The sequence below is a fragment of the Bradyrhizobium sp. HKCCYLRH2047 genome (assembly GCF_051168175.1).
In the GTDB taxonomy this organism is placed as follows: Bacteria; Pseudomonadota; Alphaproteobacteria; order Rhizobiales; family Xanthobacteraceae; genus Bradyrhizobium.
In genome coordinates, this window is sequence record NZ_JBNPUM010000005.1 from 408932 (window position 1) to 424207 (window position 15276).

Below are 15276 nucleotides of genomic sequence, written 5' to 3' on the forward strand. Positions count from 1 at the left end.
GGGCTCGAAGGGCTTGACGCCAGGATTTGCGCCAACTTGGAAAGGACAGCCATGCCGCTTTACGAGCATGTTTTCCTCGCGCGTCAGGACGCGAGCACCCAGCAGGTGGAAGAACTGACGGCTCAGATGACCGGTATCGTCGAGGGTCTCGGCGGTAAGGTCACGAAGACCGAGAATTGGGGCGTTCGCTCCCTCACCTACCGCATGAACAAGAATCGCAAGGCGCACTTCGTGCTGCTCAACATCGACGCGCCGTCCGCGGCGATCGCCGAGATCGAGCGCCAGGAGCGGATCAGCGAGGACGTGATCCGCTACCTCAGCGTCCGCGTCGAGGAGCTCGAGGAAGGCCCGTCGGCGATGATGCGCAAGGCCGATCGCGACCGTGAGCGCGACGACCGCGGCGGCGGCTTCCGTGGTGAGCGCGATGGCGGCGGCTTCCGTGGCGATCGCGGAGACCGTGGCGATCGTGGCCCGCGCCGGCCCCGTGACGAAGAAACGACGGACGAGGAGTAAGATCAATGGCTGAAGCCCCCGCACGTCGCCCGTTCTTCCGCCGCCGCAAGACCTGCCCGTTCTCCGGGCCGAACGCGCCGAAGATCGATTACAAGGACTCCAAGCTGCTGATGCGCTACGTGTCCGAGCGCGGCAAGATCGTGCCTAGCCGCATCACCGCCGTGTCCGCCAAGAAGCAGCGCGAGCTCGCGCGCGCCATCAAGCGCGCCCGCTTCCTCGGCCTGCTGCCCTACGTCATCCGCTGATTGCGGACCTCGGACCGGCGGCCCCGCGCCGCCGGCTCCTTCCGTTGAATTCTCATAAGGCTTCCGGGTCGTCCGGTCGCCGATGGTTGGGGCGAAGGCGCCTCTAACCGCTCGAAGGGAGCGGGACAGCTGATGATCGGAACGCTTCTCATCGCGCTCGCAGCAGGCGCTGCCTCCGCCGTCATGTTCGCCTCGACGGCGTCGGGCGTAATGACGGCGCTCGTGCTTGCGCTGCTCGCGCCCGTGCCGCTGCTGGTCGCCGCAATCGCCTGGGGCCGGCTTTGCGCTGTCATCGGCGGTCTTGTGGCAACCGCTTGCGTGCTGGCCATCTTCGGCTTCGATCGCGCGCTCGCCTTTGCAGTCTCTGTGACGCTGCCGGCCTGGTGGCTCGGCCACCTCGTCCTGCTCGGCCGGCCGACGACCAGCCCATCCGGCCAGGATGGCATCGAATGGTATCCGCCCGGCAACATCCTGCTGTGGATCGCGGTGATCGCCGCGCTGATTGCCGCATTCTCCTTCGGCACCGACATGACGGCCACCAATCAGGGTCTCAGGCGGCTGCTGTCGCGCGTGCTCGGCAATACCGTCGCGTCGTCCGACGCGGTCGACATTCCGCAGCTGGTCGAGCTCCTGGTATTCATGGCGCCGCCCATGGCCGCGGTGATCATGACCACGATCCTGTCGCTCAACGTCCTGGCGGCTGCAAAGATCACGGCGATCTCCGGCCGGCTGATGCGCCCATGGCCACGCCTGCGCGACACCAAGCTGCCGCTGATGACGCTGCCGGCGCTGTTTGCGATCATCGCCTTCTGCTTTCCGGGCGGGCTGATCGGCATGCTCGCGCGAATCGCCGCCGCAGCGCTGCTGACCGCCTATGCGCTCACCGGCTTCGCGGTCCTGCATACGCTGACCCTGCCGCTGCGCACCCGGCCGCTCTGGCTCGGCCTCGCCTACGCGCTGATGCTGACCTTCATCTGGCCGATCCCGATGCTGGCGATGATCGTCCTCGGCCTCGCCGACGCCGCCTTCGACCTCCGCCACCGCTTCGGCCCGCGGCAGCCGCCGCCGTTGCCGGTGCCGTAGAAGCTTCACCTCAACCAACCGCTTCGAACATCTTAAAGGAGAACATCGATGGAAGTCATTCTGCTGGAACGCGTCGCCAAGCTCGGCCAGATGGGCGAGATCGTGAAGGTCAAGGACGGGTTCGCCCGCAACTTCCTGCTCAAGCGCAAGAAGGCGCTGCGGGCCACCGCCGAGAACAAGGCCAAGTATGAGGGCATGAAGGCCGAGCTCGAGGCCAACAACATCAAGGCCAAGGGCGAGGCGTCCAAGGTCGCCGAGAAGATCGACGGCCGCGACATCGTCATCATCCGCCAGGCCTCCGAATCCGGCCAGCTGTTCGGCTCGGTCTCGGTGCGCGACATCGTCGCCGCCCTCGCCGCCGACGGCATCACCGTCAGCCGGCCGCAGGTCTGGCTCGACGCCCCGATCAAGACGATCGGCAAGCAGACGATCACCATCGCGATCCATCCGGAGGTCGAGACCTCGGTGACCGTGACGGTCGCCCGCAGCGCCGACGAGGCCGAGCGCATCAAGCGCGGCGAGGACATCTCGACCCGCCAGGAGGACCGCGACGCCGCCGCCGAAGCGATCGCGGCCGCCGGCGAGTTCTTCGATCCGGAGGCCCAGGACGAGGGCGCTGCCGGCGAGCCTGCGCAGCAGTAAGCGCCGCGCTAGCCCATTTGCGGAAAAGCCCGGCTCAACGAGCCGGGCTTTTTCATTGCCGTCTCACCGCGAGGGCGAGGACGGAACCGAGGGATCCGACGGCACCGACTGGGTCGTGGCCGGCGCCGGCGTCACCGGCGGGACCGGATCGGCGCGCAGCGCCGGGGCGGCGTCGCTCGATCTTGCCGGCTCAACCCGCGGCGGCTCGGAGCCGGCGGCGCTGTCCTCGCGCGACGGTGACGGCTGGGTCGCACCGGTCGGCTCGCTGCGCGTCTCATCCGCGGCCGCGCCCTCCTGGGCCGGCTTCTTGCGCTTGCCGAGCCGGCCCTTCTTTGCGGGCGCACTGCCCTCGCCGTCGGCCGGTGCAGCCGCGGGCTCCGCTGCCGCATCGGGCTTGGCCTCGGCCGGCGCGGAGCGCCTGGAATGATGACCCCGACGGCGCGGCTCGGCCGCATCGTCAGCGGTGGCCGGCTTCGCCTCGGACGGCTCGGTGGTGGCCGACCGGGCGCGACGCTCGGACCGCGTCTCCTTGCCGGAATGGCCCGTGGATCGCGCATCAGCGGCGCCGTTCGCAATCAGGTAATTGGCGAGCACGCCGGCCATCTCGGGGCTCGTCGTGTAATGCTGGCGCAGAAACCCGGGCAGCGAGCCGGCCGAGGTGTTCTTGGCCAGACCGCGCGGCGACTTGTGGCAGACCACGCAGGTCCCGTTGAAGATCTGCGCAGGACTCTTGCCCGCATCGAGATTTTCCTGCGCAACGGCGGCCCCCGCAAAGCCCATGCAGAACACCGCCACCACCGCCGCCAAATTGAGCGCTCGGCCCACCATTCTCATTCTCCAGCTATGGTTTCGCCCACACGGCGCCGCCCCGCGCGACATCCGCTGCCGTGTTTCCTCTCGCTATCAGCCGAACGTGACAGCGGACATTGCGGTCGCTCCACGCCGTCGACGGCGATCCCTTCAGACCTCGTCCGGCGGTCAGATGCCGGACACCGGCCAAAAGGCCGGCGGCCGCGGCCTTTTTAACGGATTGCGGAGCGAATGAAAGCGCACAGATGTTCCTGCGCCGAGATGTCCATCGATCAATGACAATGACAGTTCTGAATATCGGCTTTGTGTTCATGGCAGTGGCATCGGCGTGTGCCCGCTGGGTAACATAACAACGTGATGATTGGGAACCAATCGGTTCTCAACGCGTCGAGTGCGACGGCCGGGAAAGTCAGCAACTCACGGGAATAGCTCGTTGGGTGGTGTGGATGGACCGTTTGCTCCGAAGTCTGTTGAGTGGCTTCATTTGCCGTGGGTCGATCAGCTTTACGACGGCCAGCGGCACGTCGTTCAGCTGCGGGGATGGAACCGGTGTCCCCGTGGCGGCACGATTTCTGACTCGTGAAGCCGAGCGCCGGATTCTGGCCAATCCCGAGCTCGCGCTCGGCGAGGTCTATATGGACGGCTCGTTCGTCGTCGAACGAGGATCGATCGCGGATCTGCTGTCGATCGTGATGAGCCAGCCGGCCGCGGTGCCCGACTGGGCCAAGACGCAATGGTGGCTGCGCTACCTCGTCCGGCACCTGCACCAGCTCAACATCCGGGCACGCGCGCGCCGCAACGTCGCCCATCATTACGATCTCGACGGGCGGCTGTATTCGCTGTTCCTCGATGCCGACCGGCAATATTCCTGCGCCTATTTCGAGAAGCCGGATGCGACGCTGGACGATGCCCAGCTCGCCAAGAAACGTCATCTGGCGGCCAAGCTGCTGATCCGCCGCCGCCATCGCATCCTCGACATCGGCTGCGGCTGGGGCGGGCTCGGACTCTACCTGGCTGAGATGTGTGATGCCGACGTCACCGGCGTGACCTTGTCGGCCGAGCAGTTGCAGGTCGCCGAGGCCCGCGCGGCCGAACGGCACCTGTCCCATGCCGCCCGCTTCCTGCTGCAGGATTACCGCGACGTGCCAGGTACGTTCGAGCGCATCGTCTCGGTCGGCATGTTCGAGCATGTCGGGGTCGCCTTCTACGACACCTTCTTTCGCCGCTGCGCCGAGCTGCTCGCGGACGACGGCGTCATGCTGCTGCATTCGATCGGACGCTCCGAGGGCCCTGATGCGACCAACCCCTGGATCGCCAAATACATCTTCCCCGGCGGCTACGTCCCAGCCCTCTCGGAGGTTCTGCCGGCGATCGAGCGCGCCGGGCTCCTCGTCTGCGACATCGAGATCCTGCGCCTGCACTACGCGGAAACCCTGAAGGCGTGGCGCGAACGCTTCATGGCCCGGCGCGATGAGGCCGTGCAGCTCTATGACGAGCGCTTCGCGCGGATGTGGGAGTTCTACCTGGCGGCCGCGGAAATGGGATTCCGCAAGCAGAACCTGATGAATGTCCAGATCCAGCTGACGAAGCGCCAGGGCGTCGTGCCGATGACGCGTGACTACGTCCACCGCGAGGAGACGCGGCTGCGGGCGCGCGAGCGCGGCAGCCGCCCGGCGCTGCAGATGGCGGGTGAGTAGCGCGCGCGGCCCGCGACGAAGGCGGAAGGCGGCGTCAGTGCAATGGTCCTGCAGAGACGGACGCCCGGATTCGCGCCGCCGGCCCGACTTCAATCTTGAGATGCGTAGATAACGGATCGCGTCCCAAGCGTGAGATCATGCCCATCCGACTCAAATTTTCAAACAAATCGTGCGGTCTGTGAACTGGCTCACAGACCCCGGGTAAGCCCGGCCGTAGTGTCCCGGCGTGTCCCAGAGCCCCGCCAGAGCCATGTTGGAACCCCAGACCGACTTCAGCACCGACTACGCGCTGATCGCCGCGGGCGTAGGGGCATCCCTGATCGCCCTCCTCTATCTGCTGCTGGTCTGACGCCGGGCGCGGATCCACGCGCGGCCCTCGCACGTCCTGCCGTACCGACTCTCGTTCCCGCCTCGCGGACATGTCGAACGATCGCGCCGGTTGAGTGCACCGGCATGTCGCTCGCGCTCGCGCGGCCTTGAGTCCTGTCGGTTCCGTCAAGCGCGGCATCTGGCGAGTCCGGATTCATCCACCAGATTTACCAGACGGTGAATTGCGCTCAGCTTTCGCTTCCGCTTCGCGCGCGACTGGCGCTTTATCCCCTCCCCTTCAAAGCTGCTAAACACGCGGTCATGGCACTCACCGATTCGAACGTTCACAAGCTGGCTCCGGCTGACGCAGCAACGCCGGCCTATCGCAGCGCTCCTCACAACATCGAGGCGGAACAGGGTCTGCTCGGCGCGATCCTGGTCAACAACGACGCGTTCTATCGCGTCTCGGACTTCCTCGAGCCGAAGCATTTCTTCGAGCCGCTGCATCAGACCGTGTTCGAGACCGCGTCGAGCCTGATCCGGATGGGCAAGGTCGCGACTCCCGTGACCTTGAAGACGTTCCTGCCGGCCGACGTCGACATCGGCGGCATGACCGTCGGGCAATATCTGGCGCGGCTCGCGGCCGAGGCGACCACGATCATCAACGCCCAGGACTACGGCCGCACCATCTACGACCTCTCCTTGCGCCGCGACCTGATCGGCATCGGCGAGGACATGGTCAACGTCGCGTATGACGCGCCGGTCGACTTCGCGCCGCGCAACCAGATCGAGGACGCCGAGCGAAGGCTGTACGAGCTCGCCGAGTCCGGCCGCTACGACGGCGGGTTCCAGAAATTCTCGCAGGCGCTGACGACCGCGCTCGACATGGCCGCCAAGGCCTTCCAGCGCGACGGCAAGCTGTCCGGCATCTCGACCGGCCTGCGCGATCTCGACGCCAAGATGGGCGGCCTGCAGCATTCGGACTTGATCATCCTCGCCGGCCGTCCCGGCATGGGCAAGACCTCGCTCGCGACCAACATCGCCTATAACGTCGCCCAGGCCTATGTTCCCGAATTGCAGCCCGACGGCACCTATCGCGCCGCCCAGGGCGGCGTCGTCGGGTTCTTCTCGTGCGAAATGAGCGGCGAGCAGCTCGCCACCCGTATCATCGCCGAGCGCTCCGGCATTCCCTCGAGCCACATCCGCCGCGGCGGCATTACCGAGGCCGATTTCGAGAAGCTGCGCGAGTGCTCGATCGAGCTGCAGTCGCTGCCGTTCTATGTCGACGAAACCGGCGGCATCTCGATCGCGCAGGTGATGGCGCGCGCCCGCCGCCTCAAGCGCCAGAAGGGCCTCGACCTCCTGGTGATCGACTACATCCAGCTGCTGTCGGGCTCGGGCAAGCGCGGCAACGACAACCGCGTCCAGGAAATCACCGAGATCACCACCAGCCTGAAGGCGCTGGCCAAGGAGCTCAGCGTTCCCATCATCGCGCTGTCGCAGCTGTCGCGCCAGGTCGAGAACCGCGAGGACAAGCGGCCGCAACTGTCGGACCTGCGTGAATCCGGCTCGATCGAGCAGGACGCCGACGTGGTGCTGTTTGTGTATCGCGGCGAGTACTACCTCGCCGCCAAGGAGCCGCGCCCCGGCACCGAGGAGCACCAGAAGTGGCAGATGGAAATGGATCTGGCGCTGGGGAAGGCCGAGGTGATCATCGGCAAGCAGCGTCACGGCCCGACCGGCACGGTCGAGCTGCACTTCGACGCCTCGGTCACCCGGTTCGGCGATCTCGCGCATGACGGTCTGCCGCCGCAGCATCACGACTATTGACCTGACGCGGTTGAACCGTGACGCCGTGGCGCGTAAAAGCGCCCCATGAGTGTTCCCGAACAGAAACCCGCCGAACAGCCTGTCTCGGCGGTCGATGACGCTGTCCCGGCCAGCGCCACCGGCGTGCTGACCATCGATCTCGACGCGCTCGCCGCCAATTGGCGCAAGCTGGAAAAGACCGCGGTGCCGGCCGAATGCGCCGGCGTGATCAAGGCCGACGCCTATGGCTGCGGCATTCCCCAGGTGGCGCGCACGCTCGCCGCCGCCGGCTGCAAGACCTTCTTCGTCGCCACGCTCGCCGAGGCCAGGGTCGCCCGCGCCGCCCTGCCCGACTCGGCCGCGCTCTACGTGCTCGACGGCTTCTTCCAGAACACCGGCGACGACTACGCCGCGATCAACTGCCGGCCTGTCATCGGCGATCTCAACGAGCTCGCCGAATGGGACATGTTCTGCCGCCGCACCGGCTGGAAGGGTGGCGCGGCCATCCATGTCGACACCGGCATGAATCGGCTCGGCCTCAGCCTGATCGATGCGCAGAGCATGATCCCGCGCATCCAGAGCGGCGACCATGGCATCACCTTGGTGATGAGCCATCTCGCCTCCGCCGAGCAGATCAACAGCCCGTCGAACGCGCGCCAGCTCGCGGCGTTCCGCGAGGTCGCCGGCGTCTTCACCGGCGTACCCGCCGCGCTTGCCGCCTCCTCCGGCATCTTCCTCGGCGCCTCTTTCCAGTTCGACATGGTGCGCCCCGGCGCGGCACTCTATGGCGTCAACCCGACGCCGGAGGCCGACAACCCGATGCAACCGGTCGCCGAGATCAAGGCCCGCATTGTGCAGCTGCGCGACCTCGCGCGCGGCGACACGGTCGGCTATGGCGGCACCTGGAGCGCGCGCCGGCCGACCAAGCTTGCGATCCTCTCGGCCGGCTATGCCGACGGCTACTTCCGCGCTGCCTCTTCGAATGACGGCACCCGCGGCGCCGACGTCATCATCGCCGGCCAGCGCTGCCCGATCGCGGGGCGTATCTCGATGGATTTGATCGCGGTCGACGTGACCGACCTGCCGCCGAAGGCCGCACGCCGCGGCCACTTCGCGACGCTGCTCGGCGAAGGCATCACCGTCGACGAGCTCGCGCATCATTTCGGCACCATTGGCTACGAGGTCCTGACCAATCTCGGCCGGCGCTATCATCGGATCTACAAAGGTGGTGCGGCGCCAGCGGAGAGCTGATCGCGCGCAGCAACGCTCTCTGTCTGACGTCCACACCGCTGCTGCCACCTCGTCATTGCGAGCTGACATGAGTTATCGTTCTCGCGGCATGTCACGCCCGAGGCTTGCATCTCGTTTTTACCCTCTTCGAAAGACGAGGGCGCAGGGAATGCCGGGTGAAGGCCTCACCCATGGCCCGCCTGCAGAAAAAAAGCAGGCGGCAGTCACCACAGGTTCAGCCGGTCAACCGGCATTCCCCGCGCGATGGCTTTACGCCTTATGCGTACTCTCCCCGGGGATCGGCTGTCTTGCCCCCGTGACCGGCGGATCATCACCGCCAGCGTAGCATCAGCGTCGAGATGCCAGGACCATACGTTTTCGACGTGCGCCCCGTGTCGTTCGTCCGCACGACGTCAAGCCATGCTGCGACCCGAAGCGCCCACCACATCCCACCCCGCGTGTCATGACGATCGCGATACGCCCCTCGTGCCGAGGCGGGACGGAGAGAGAGAACCATATTTTTCCGATAAACGGAAGTTAAATATTTTTCGCCGAAGGACTGGACAGGGTGAGTCACGCTGAAATTACTGGGAAATTTTTCCGCAAAGTGCAAAAAGTCCGCAGAATTAGGCCCCAGCGATTAGAGCCGTCGTCGCGGACAATAGGAGCGGCATGGTATCCGCACCAGCTACGCCAGCCCTCTGCTTACGTGCAAATCCAGTGATCAAACGCTGGTCGGAGCGTAATCGTCGGCCATGACGAGAGCCAGTGCTAATGCCCCGTGCCCAACCCCGCCGCCCGCCATGAGCGGAACGTAGTCCGATATCTTGGACCGACAACTGCCCGCGCCGCCCCCTTCTTCTGCTTAGAAGCCGTCTGTTCGAGAATATTTGGTTCGACCGGAGCGAACTGCAGAGGCTGCATCGAGAACAATCCCGGCTCAGAAGAACCGTAAGCCTGCAGTTGGCGCTCGCGCCGCCGCGATTGGCTTCTCAGACCAGCAACATCGCGTGCGCCTGCCGCTGGAGCGACGTGCCACGCACCCATTGAAGCGACCTGGTCGAGAGGCGACGGCGGCGGAAGCATTTGATAGTCAGGGCTCGGGTCGCAGGTCGTGTGAGCACTTCTGGGCAGAGGCGGATAGCTGGACTGCCGTTCGTCCGTCCACTCCACAAGCTTGGAAGCCAGCGGCACTATGCCGTGCTCCTCGTAGGCATTGTATGCCCCAGGATTGACCCACCGCACGACCCTCTGAAACGTGGTCTTGGGTGCACCTGCCCTGAAGGCGTTGATCTGAACCGTTCTAACCAAGGGATCGCACTCGAACGCGGGAGTTTGCTGCTGACCACGGATGACCGCGTATTTTGAAAGAACTTCACCTTCCTGATAGACGCGGTCGATGGTCAATTTTTGCCGATTTGTATTCCACGTCTGATCATTGATCAGATCCGGCGCCGTCACAGGGGACGAATTGAACGTGAAGACCTTCTTGATTCGGCCCGCCTTCGTTGCAAGAGCTGCGAACTCTGCGAGCCCGCCGCCGAGCGAATGTCCAACTGAAACAATCTGAGCGTTTCCGTTTGCCCTCTTGTAGCAGGGCATACCCTTGATTTTCTCTATCAGATTATCAAGTCGCCGCGCCAACTGATCGTATTCGTCATCGATATGCGCGTAACGAGAGAAGCGATGGGCGTTCGAACTCCAGGACGCCAAGAACAAGGCGACCGACGAATTGACTGTGCCCCGAAATGCAATGCTAACCTCTGAACATCCACGATTGGCGAGGTGACGAGCCCAGACCTGATAATAAAGTCCATCCGTCGAAAACAACGTCCAGCGCTGGGGGCGGTCGTCCACACAATTTTCGTCGCCCGGTATCGTACATTTTACCAAGCCTAGACTGTCAAACTGATACTCCCACTGTCTGAACACTCTCTTCGCTTTGCGAACATTCTGCTCGTCCCCAAAATTATCCGGTCCCTCCTTGATCTGATGATCGGAGACGTACGAGAGCGCGGCTTGGATGGCGTATGGCGCATAATATCCAGCAAATTTGATTGCCGATTGCTTGGCCGCCTGACACTCGAATGGCCGACCCAGGTCGAATGCGCCTACCTTGAAGAAGGCGTCTCCTATGTCGCTTGCCCTTAAAGCTTGGCAGTCCTGCTCTTGCGCAAAAACGTTCTGAATTGAAAAGGATAGTATGAGTAGAGCAAACGCAATAATGCCCCTGCCCCATAAAATGAAGCATTTTCGCATCGTAGATGCCTCCAATACCCTGGCGTGTATTAGATCATGCTTGCGACCGCGTGGCAACGCCATCCCCAGGACTTGGAAGGTCCCCATCGGCTAAGACTTGCTCGACGATGCTCCAGTGCCATCTGTAGCCGCCTTGCGGCGATGCAAAATAATTCGAGATGCCAACATGCCGACGACGTAAATCACGAACATGCCACCAGCGATCGGAGCGCCAATCCCGATCGGACCCGGCGGCGATTTGACGAGACTGGCAATGAACGGCTGATCCGATACAACGACGACATCTCTTGCCGTATTAGTTACCTTACCGCCAAACACGTAACAAGAGCCGCCGTTTGCCTCGCACCTTTGGTTCGCAACATAAGCTAACGCCAAGTTAGGCGCCAAATACGGTAGCCCAGCAAACATCATGGTCAACAAGGAAATGAGGATGACGCGGCTTGCCATTTGAGACCAGCCCCTATTGACGACGTAATAGCACACTGCGAGCCAGACAGCCGCAAATCCGATTCCGAAGGCCACGCTGACAAGCAGACCCGCCTGCAGCGCAGCATCCAGGATGCTGCTGATTTGCCAACCTGCGACCTGACACGCCGCCTCATTCGAATCGTCAAGTCGACAGCCGACCGACCTTCCTAGAACGGTTGCCGCATAGACCACTATCTCGGGCACAAACGGCATGATCAGAAGTGGCAGCAGCAAAATTCGCCACCCTCGCCGACCTGTACGAAGCCTTGCTTGTTGATTCATCGCACGAGCCCGCTCTTCGAGTTTTTCATGTGTATCGTAGCGCTGAACTCGCATGGTTGCGAACAGCGCGCATCCATGTCCTGCAACGGTGACTACGCGACGTCTATAGACTTTTTCACAATCAGCATAGCACGTCTAATCTTCAAGAAGTCCTGAAGGTATGCAAGCGGGGATGAGCGCTGCGAATTCGGGGGGCCGCGCTCATGCGGGCCGCCCCGTGAAAATGCGCCAGCAGCTTAGGAACGATCGCGCCGAGAGGCGCGCGGCGAAGCGATCCGTACGTTGACTATGCTGATCGGCACGATGGTGACGGCGCGCGCTCGGCCCTCGGCCGCTGCAGGACGAGATCGTCGCGGCCGCACAGGGCAAGCTCGCGGCCGATTGAGGGGCAACCCTCCCCGCTGGCCTGTCATTTGCGACCTATTTCTGGAGAATTCGGCGACAGTGCATAGAACTCCCCAGCGACCGAGGGGCCGGCGCCCCGCCCGAGGCTACGACGGAAAGCACTTGCCGAACGCCGCCATCAGGCGGACCGGGCCTTTCAGCCGCAGCGAGCGGGTGAGGATCAGGCGCGCCACCCGCTCCAGGCAATCCTTCAACTCCGAGAGCTCGGCTTGAAGTAGTCCGGCTGGCCGATGTCGGCGATCAGGCCGATGCCCTCGGGCGTCCAGCCCAGGCGCTGCTGTGTCAGGGTGCTGGAGGCCGGCATGTCCAGGCCCGCGAACATCGCCAGTGGACCGTAGTAGTCGCCCGCCTCCTCCTTGCTGATCGACACGACCGGCACGTTCAGCGCGCGGCCGACCGCCTCGATGACCTCGCGCATCGGGACGCCCTCCTCGCCGACGGCGTGGTAGATCGCGTCGGCCACGCCCTTCTCCAGGGCGAGCCGGTAGAGGCGGACGACATCCGATCGATGCGCCGCGGCCCAGCGCTCGGCGCCCGCGCCGACATAGGCGGCGCGGCCCTTCTGTCGCGCGAGCTCGACCAGATAGGAGATCAGCCCGGCCTTTCCTGGTGCGCCGTGCACCTGCGGCAGGCGGATCACCATCGCGCGCACGCCACGCGACGCATAGGCGAGACCCGTCTGCTCGGACACGCGCGGGACATGCGCGCTGGACTCGCGCCGCATGTCTTCGGTGACCACCACATTGGCCGCCACGAGCCCCGTTCCGGAGGTGACAATGAACGGCTTGTTCGTGCCCACCAGCACCTCGCCCATGGCTTCGATGGCGGCCTTGTCGATCGCTCCGTTCTCCGCGAACTTCGCGAAGTCATGGATGAAGGCCAGATGGATCACGCCGTCGGCGTCCTTCGCGCCGCGCTTGAGGCTGTCGAGGTCCTGCAGCGATCCGCGATGAACCTGCGCGCCCAGTTGCTCGAGCGTGCGGACGTTCTCTTCGGAGCGCGCGAGGCCGATGACCTGATGCCCGGCAGCGATCAGCTCTTTGGTGGTTTCGGAGCCGATGAAGCCGGCGGCGCCGGTGACGAAGACACGCATGAGACACACTCCCTGTTCAGATCGCCGGGATATTGCTACGCTGCTCATGCGGGTAAAGTCGTGACATTATACGGGTATAATCGCTAACAGGATGACGGACAGCAACTCGCTCGGGACCTATCTCCGGGATCGTCGCGCCAAGCTCGATCCGACCGCGTTCGGCCTGCCGCTGCAGCGGCGGCGAACGCCGGGGCTGCGGCGCGAAGAGGTGGCGCAACGCGCCAATGTGAGCGCCACCTGGTACACCTGGCTGGAGCAAGGGCGCGGCGGCGCGCCCTCCGCCGACGTGCTGGACCGCATCGCGCGCGCCATGATGCTGACCGACGTCGAGCGCGAGCATCTGTTCCTGCTCGGTCTCGGCCGGCCGCCCGAAGCCCGCTATCACGCCATCGACGGCATCTCCCCCCGCCTGCAACGCGTGCTCGACACGCTGGACTACAGCCCCGCCTTCGTTCGCACGGCGACATGGGACATCGTCGCCTGGAACAGGGCCGCCACGGTCGTTCTCACCGACTACAGCACCCTGCCCGAGGGCCAGCGCAACGTTCTGCGCATGATGTTCCACGACAGCCGCGTCCGCGCCGCACAGTCCAACTGGCAGGCCGTGGCGCGCTATGTGGTCGCGTCCTTCCGCGCCGACGTGGCGCGCGCCGGCGCGGCCCGCAATGTCCAATCGCTGGTCGACGAGCTCTGCGCGACCAGCCCGGACTTCGCGGCGATGTGGCGCGACAATGATGTGCAAGGGCGGCATGGCGATGGCGTGAAGGTCCTGCACCATCCCGTCGCCGGGCCGCTCTCGCTGGAATTCTCGGGCTTCGCCGTCGATGGCCGGCCCGACCTCACCATGGTGATCTACAATCCCGCGACGCCGGAGGATGCGGACAAGATCCGCGCGCTGGTGACGTCGCGACCTAAATAGACACGTGCGCCTTCTCGACTCGCGCCGCCGAGAAGCGCGTGGCTGCCTGATGGGCCGGGCTTTCATAGGCAGCCTTGGCTGCATCGATGCTGCAGCGTGAACCAAAAGGCGATTGCGAGCTTGGTCATCCGGACCATCCCCACCGCAACAGGCATCATGAAGATCGCGACCTTCAACATCAACAATGTCCGGCGGCGGCTCCCCAATCTGCTGCGCTGGCTGCGCGCCGCCAGGCCCGACATCGTCTGCCTGCAGGAGCTGAAATGCACCGAGGTCGATTTCCCCGTCGATGCGATGGCCAAGGCCGGCTATGGCGCGGTGTGGCAGGGGCAGAAGACCTGGAACGGGGTCGCGATCCTCGCGCGCAAGGCTGAGCCGGTGCTGACGCGCACCACCCTGCCCGGTAATCCCAGGGACGAGGAGGCGCGCTACATCGAGGCCGCGGTGCGCGGCCTCGTCGTCGGCTGCCTCTATTTGCCGAACGGCAATCCGCAGCCGGGGCCGAAATTCGACTATAAGCTCGCCTGGTTCAAGCGGCTGCATAGGCACGCGGCCAAGTTCATCAAGGACGACCTGCCGGTCGTGCTCGCCGGCGACTACAATGTGGCGCCTGATACGCTCGACATCTATCCGACAAAGTCCTGGGACAAGGACGCGCTGATCCAGCCGAAGAGCCGCGCCGCCTTTCACGCGCTGATCGATCAAGGCTGGTGCGACGCGATCCGCACACTGCATCCGAATGCGCCGATGTTCACGTTCTGGGACTACAAGCGCAACCGCTGGCCGCGCGATGCCGGCCTGCGGCTCGATCATCTGCTGCTGAGCCCGCAACTCGCGCCGCGCCTTGCCAAGGCCGGCGTCGACCGCGCCATTCGCGGCGAGGACGGCGCGAGCGATCACGCGCCGGCGTGGATCGTGCTGACATAGTCCGAAGGTCGCGCGCGTCGGAGCTTCAGCCGCGGTCCGGCCAGGTCTGCTGCAGGTTGGTCGCCCGCTCCGGCAGGCCCTCGGTCAGCACCGCCATGCCGCCGCACACCGGCAGGTGTACGACGAGGCTCGCGGCGTCGGGCACGTTCGGGCGCGGCGTCACGTTCCACAGCATGATCTCCTGGCGCGTGCGCCGGATCTCCCTGAACTCGTAGCTGAAGGTCTCCGAGCCGCGCGGATATTCGCGCCAGAGCTGGCCTTCCTTGCGGAAGCTGCTCTGCGTGCCGTCATAGCGATCGGCATAGGACAGGCAGGCCGGCACATTCAGCGCTTCGAGCACGGCCGCGCCGACGTTCGACGCCGCGGGAATGACGCTGTTCACCGCGCCGATCGCAGCGAACACGGTCGTGATCACGCCGGCGGCCATCGCGAGCCAGCCGGCCCTGGTCGCGGCCGGCCGCGCGGGCGCTTTCGCGGCTGATGTCTTGGATGCAAGACCCCGAGGGGACGTCAAATGGAGCTGGGCCATGACGCGTTCTCCGATGGTGCGGCGAGGATGGATGCCCCGCCGAGCTGCAATCATCG

At 64.8% G+C, this 15276-nt stretch carries 14 protein-coding genes; 9 read left to right on the forward strand and 5 right to left on the reverse strand.

Features of this window, described 5'->3' with window-relative positions; all coding sequences use genetic code 11:
• The first annotated feature begins 51 nt into the window (after positions 1 to 51).
• The 4 genes from rpsF (at position 52) to rplI (ending at position 2483) form a co-directional block, all read left to right on the forward strand.
• Positions 52 to 513: a 30S ribosomal protein S6 gene (gene rpsF, locus ACQR1D_RS15150; RefSeq protein ID WP_315800302.1), complete on the forward strand. Its 462-nt coding sequence runs from the start codon at positions 52 to 54 to the stop codon at positions 511 to 513.
• Positions 514 to 518: 5 nt separating this feature from the next.
• Positions 519 to 758: a 30S ribosomal protein S18 gene (gene rpsR / locus ACQR1D_RS15155; RefSeq protein WP_008963441.1), complete on the forward strand. Its 240-nt coding sequence runs from the start codon at positions 519 to 521 to the stop codon at positions 756 to 758.
• Positions 759 to 890: 132 nt separating this feature from the next.
• Entirely contained in the window at positions 891 to 1841 is a 951-nt protein-coding gene (locus ACQR1D_RS15160; protein ID WP_315800303.1) for a hypothetical protein, read from the forward strand.
• A 48-nt stretch (positions 1842 to 1889) separates the two neighbouring features.
• On the forward strand, positions 1890 to 2483 hold the full coding sequence (gene rplI, locus ACQR1D_RS15165) for a 50S ribosomal protein L9 (protein WP_315800304.1): 594 nt from the start codon (positions 1890 to 1892) through the stop codon (positions 2481 to 2483).
• Between the two features lie 63 nt (positions 2484 to 2546).
• Here rplI and ACQR1D_RS15170 read toward each other — a convergent pair whose 3' ends face one another.
• Positions 2547 to 3311 carry a hypothetical protein gene (locus ACQR1D_RS15170; protein ID WP_316180925.1) on the reverse strand — a complete coding sequence of 255 codons (765 nt, stop codon included), beginning with the start codon at positions 3309 to 3311 and terminating at the stop codon, positions 2547 to 2549.
• A gap of 428 nt (positions 3312 to 3739) precedes the next feature.
• Between ACQR1D_RS15170 and ACQR1D_RS15175 the strand changes: the two genes are divergently transcribed.
• From ACQR1D_RS15175 to alr, 3 genes are all read left to right on the forward strand, one after another.
• The gene (locus tag ACQR1D_RS15175; protein WP_434840005.1) at positions 3740 to 4990 is read left to right on the forward strand and encodes a class I SAM-dependent methyltransferase; all 1251 of its coding nucleotides are present in this window, start codon (positions 3740 to 3742) and stop codon (positions 4988 to 4990) included.
• 630 nt (positions 4991 to 5620) lie between these two features.
• The gene (locus ACQR1D_RS15180; RefSeq protein WP_315755750.1) at positions 5621 to 7129 is read left to right on the forward strand and encodes a replicative DNA helicase; all 1509 of its coding nucleotides are present in this window, start codon (positions 5621 to 5623) and stop codon (positions 7127 to 7129) included.
• 45 nt (positions 7130 to 7174) lie between these two features.
• Entirely contained in the window at positions 7175 to 8359 is a 1185-nt protein-coding gene (gene alr / locus ACQR1D_RS15185) for an alanine racemase (protein WP_316236642.1), read from the forward strand.
• Positions 8360 to 9109: 750 nt separating this feature from the next.
• Here alr and ACQR1D_RS15190 read toward each other — a convergent pair.
• The 3 genes from ACQR1D_RS15190 to ACQR1D_RS15200 all read right to left on the reverse strand — a co-directional run bounded on the left by ACQR1D_RS15190 (position 9110) and on the right by ACQR1D_RS15200 (position 12845).
• Entirely contained in the window at positions 9110 to 10597 is a 1488-nt protein-coding gene (locus tag ACQR1D_RS15190; RefSeq protein ID WP_316215635.1) for a lipase family protein, read from the reverse strand.
• A 90-nt stretch (positions 10598 to 10687) separates the two neighbouring features.
• Positions 10688 to 11401, reverse strand: coding sequence for a hypothetical protein (locus tag ACQR1D_RS15195; RefSeq protein WP_434893868.1), 714 nt, complete (start codon positions 11399 to 11401; stop codon positions 10688 to 10690).
• Positions 11402 to 11942: 541 nt separating this feature from the next.
• Entirely contained in the window at positions 11943 to 12845 is a 903-nt protein-coding gene (locus tag ACQR1D_RS15200; RefSeq protein ID WP_434840001.1) for an SDR family oxidoreductase, read from the reverse strand.
• A 91-nt stretch (positions 12846 to 12936) separates the two neighbouring features.
• Here ACQR1D_RS15200 and ACQR1D_RS15205 point away from each other — a divergent pair, with 91 nt between their 5' ends.
• Together ACQR1D_RS15205 and xth are read left to right on the forward strand one after the other, a co-directional pair.
• Positions 12937 to 13764, forward strand: coding sequence for a helix-turn-helix transcriptional regulator (locus tag ACQR1D_RS15205; RefSeq protein WP_316180939.1), 828 nt, complete (start codon positions 12937 to 12939; stop codon positions 13762 to 13764).
• A gap of 156 nt (positions 13765 to 13920) precedes the next feature.
• Positions 13921 to 14691 carry an exodeoxyribonuclease III gene (xth, locus tag ACQR1D_RS15210; protein ID WP_316181024.1) on the forward strand — a complete coding sequence of 257 codons (771 nt, stop codon included), beginning with the start codon at positions 13921 to 13923 and terminating at the stop codon, positions 14689 to 14691.
• 25 nt (positions 14692 to 14716) lie between these two features.
• Here xth and ACQR1D_RS15215 read toward each other — a convergent pair whose 3' ends face one another.
• Positions 14717 to 15220, reverse strand: a complete 504-nt coding sequence (locus ACQR1D_RS15215) for a hypothetical protein (protein WP_316180941.1) — start codon at positions 15218 to 15220, stop codon at positions 14717 to 14719.
• Positions 15221 to 15276 lie beyond the last annotated feature (56 nt).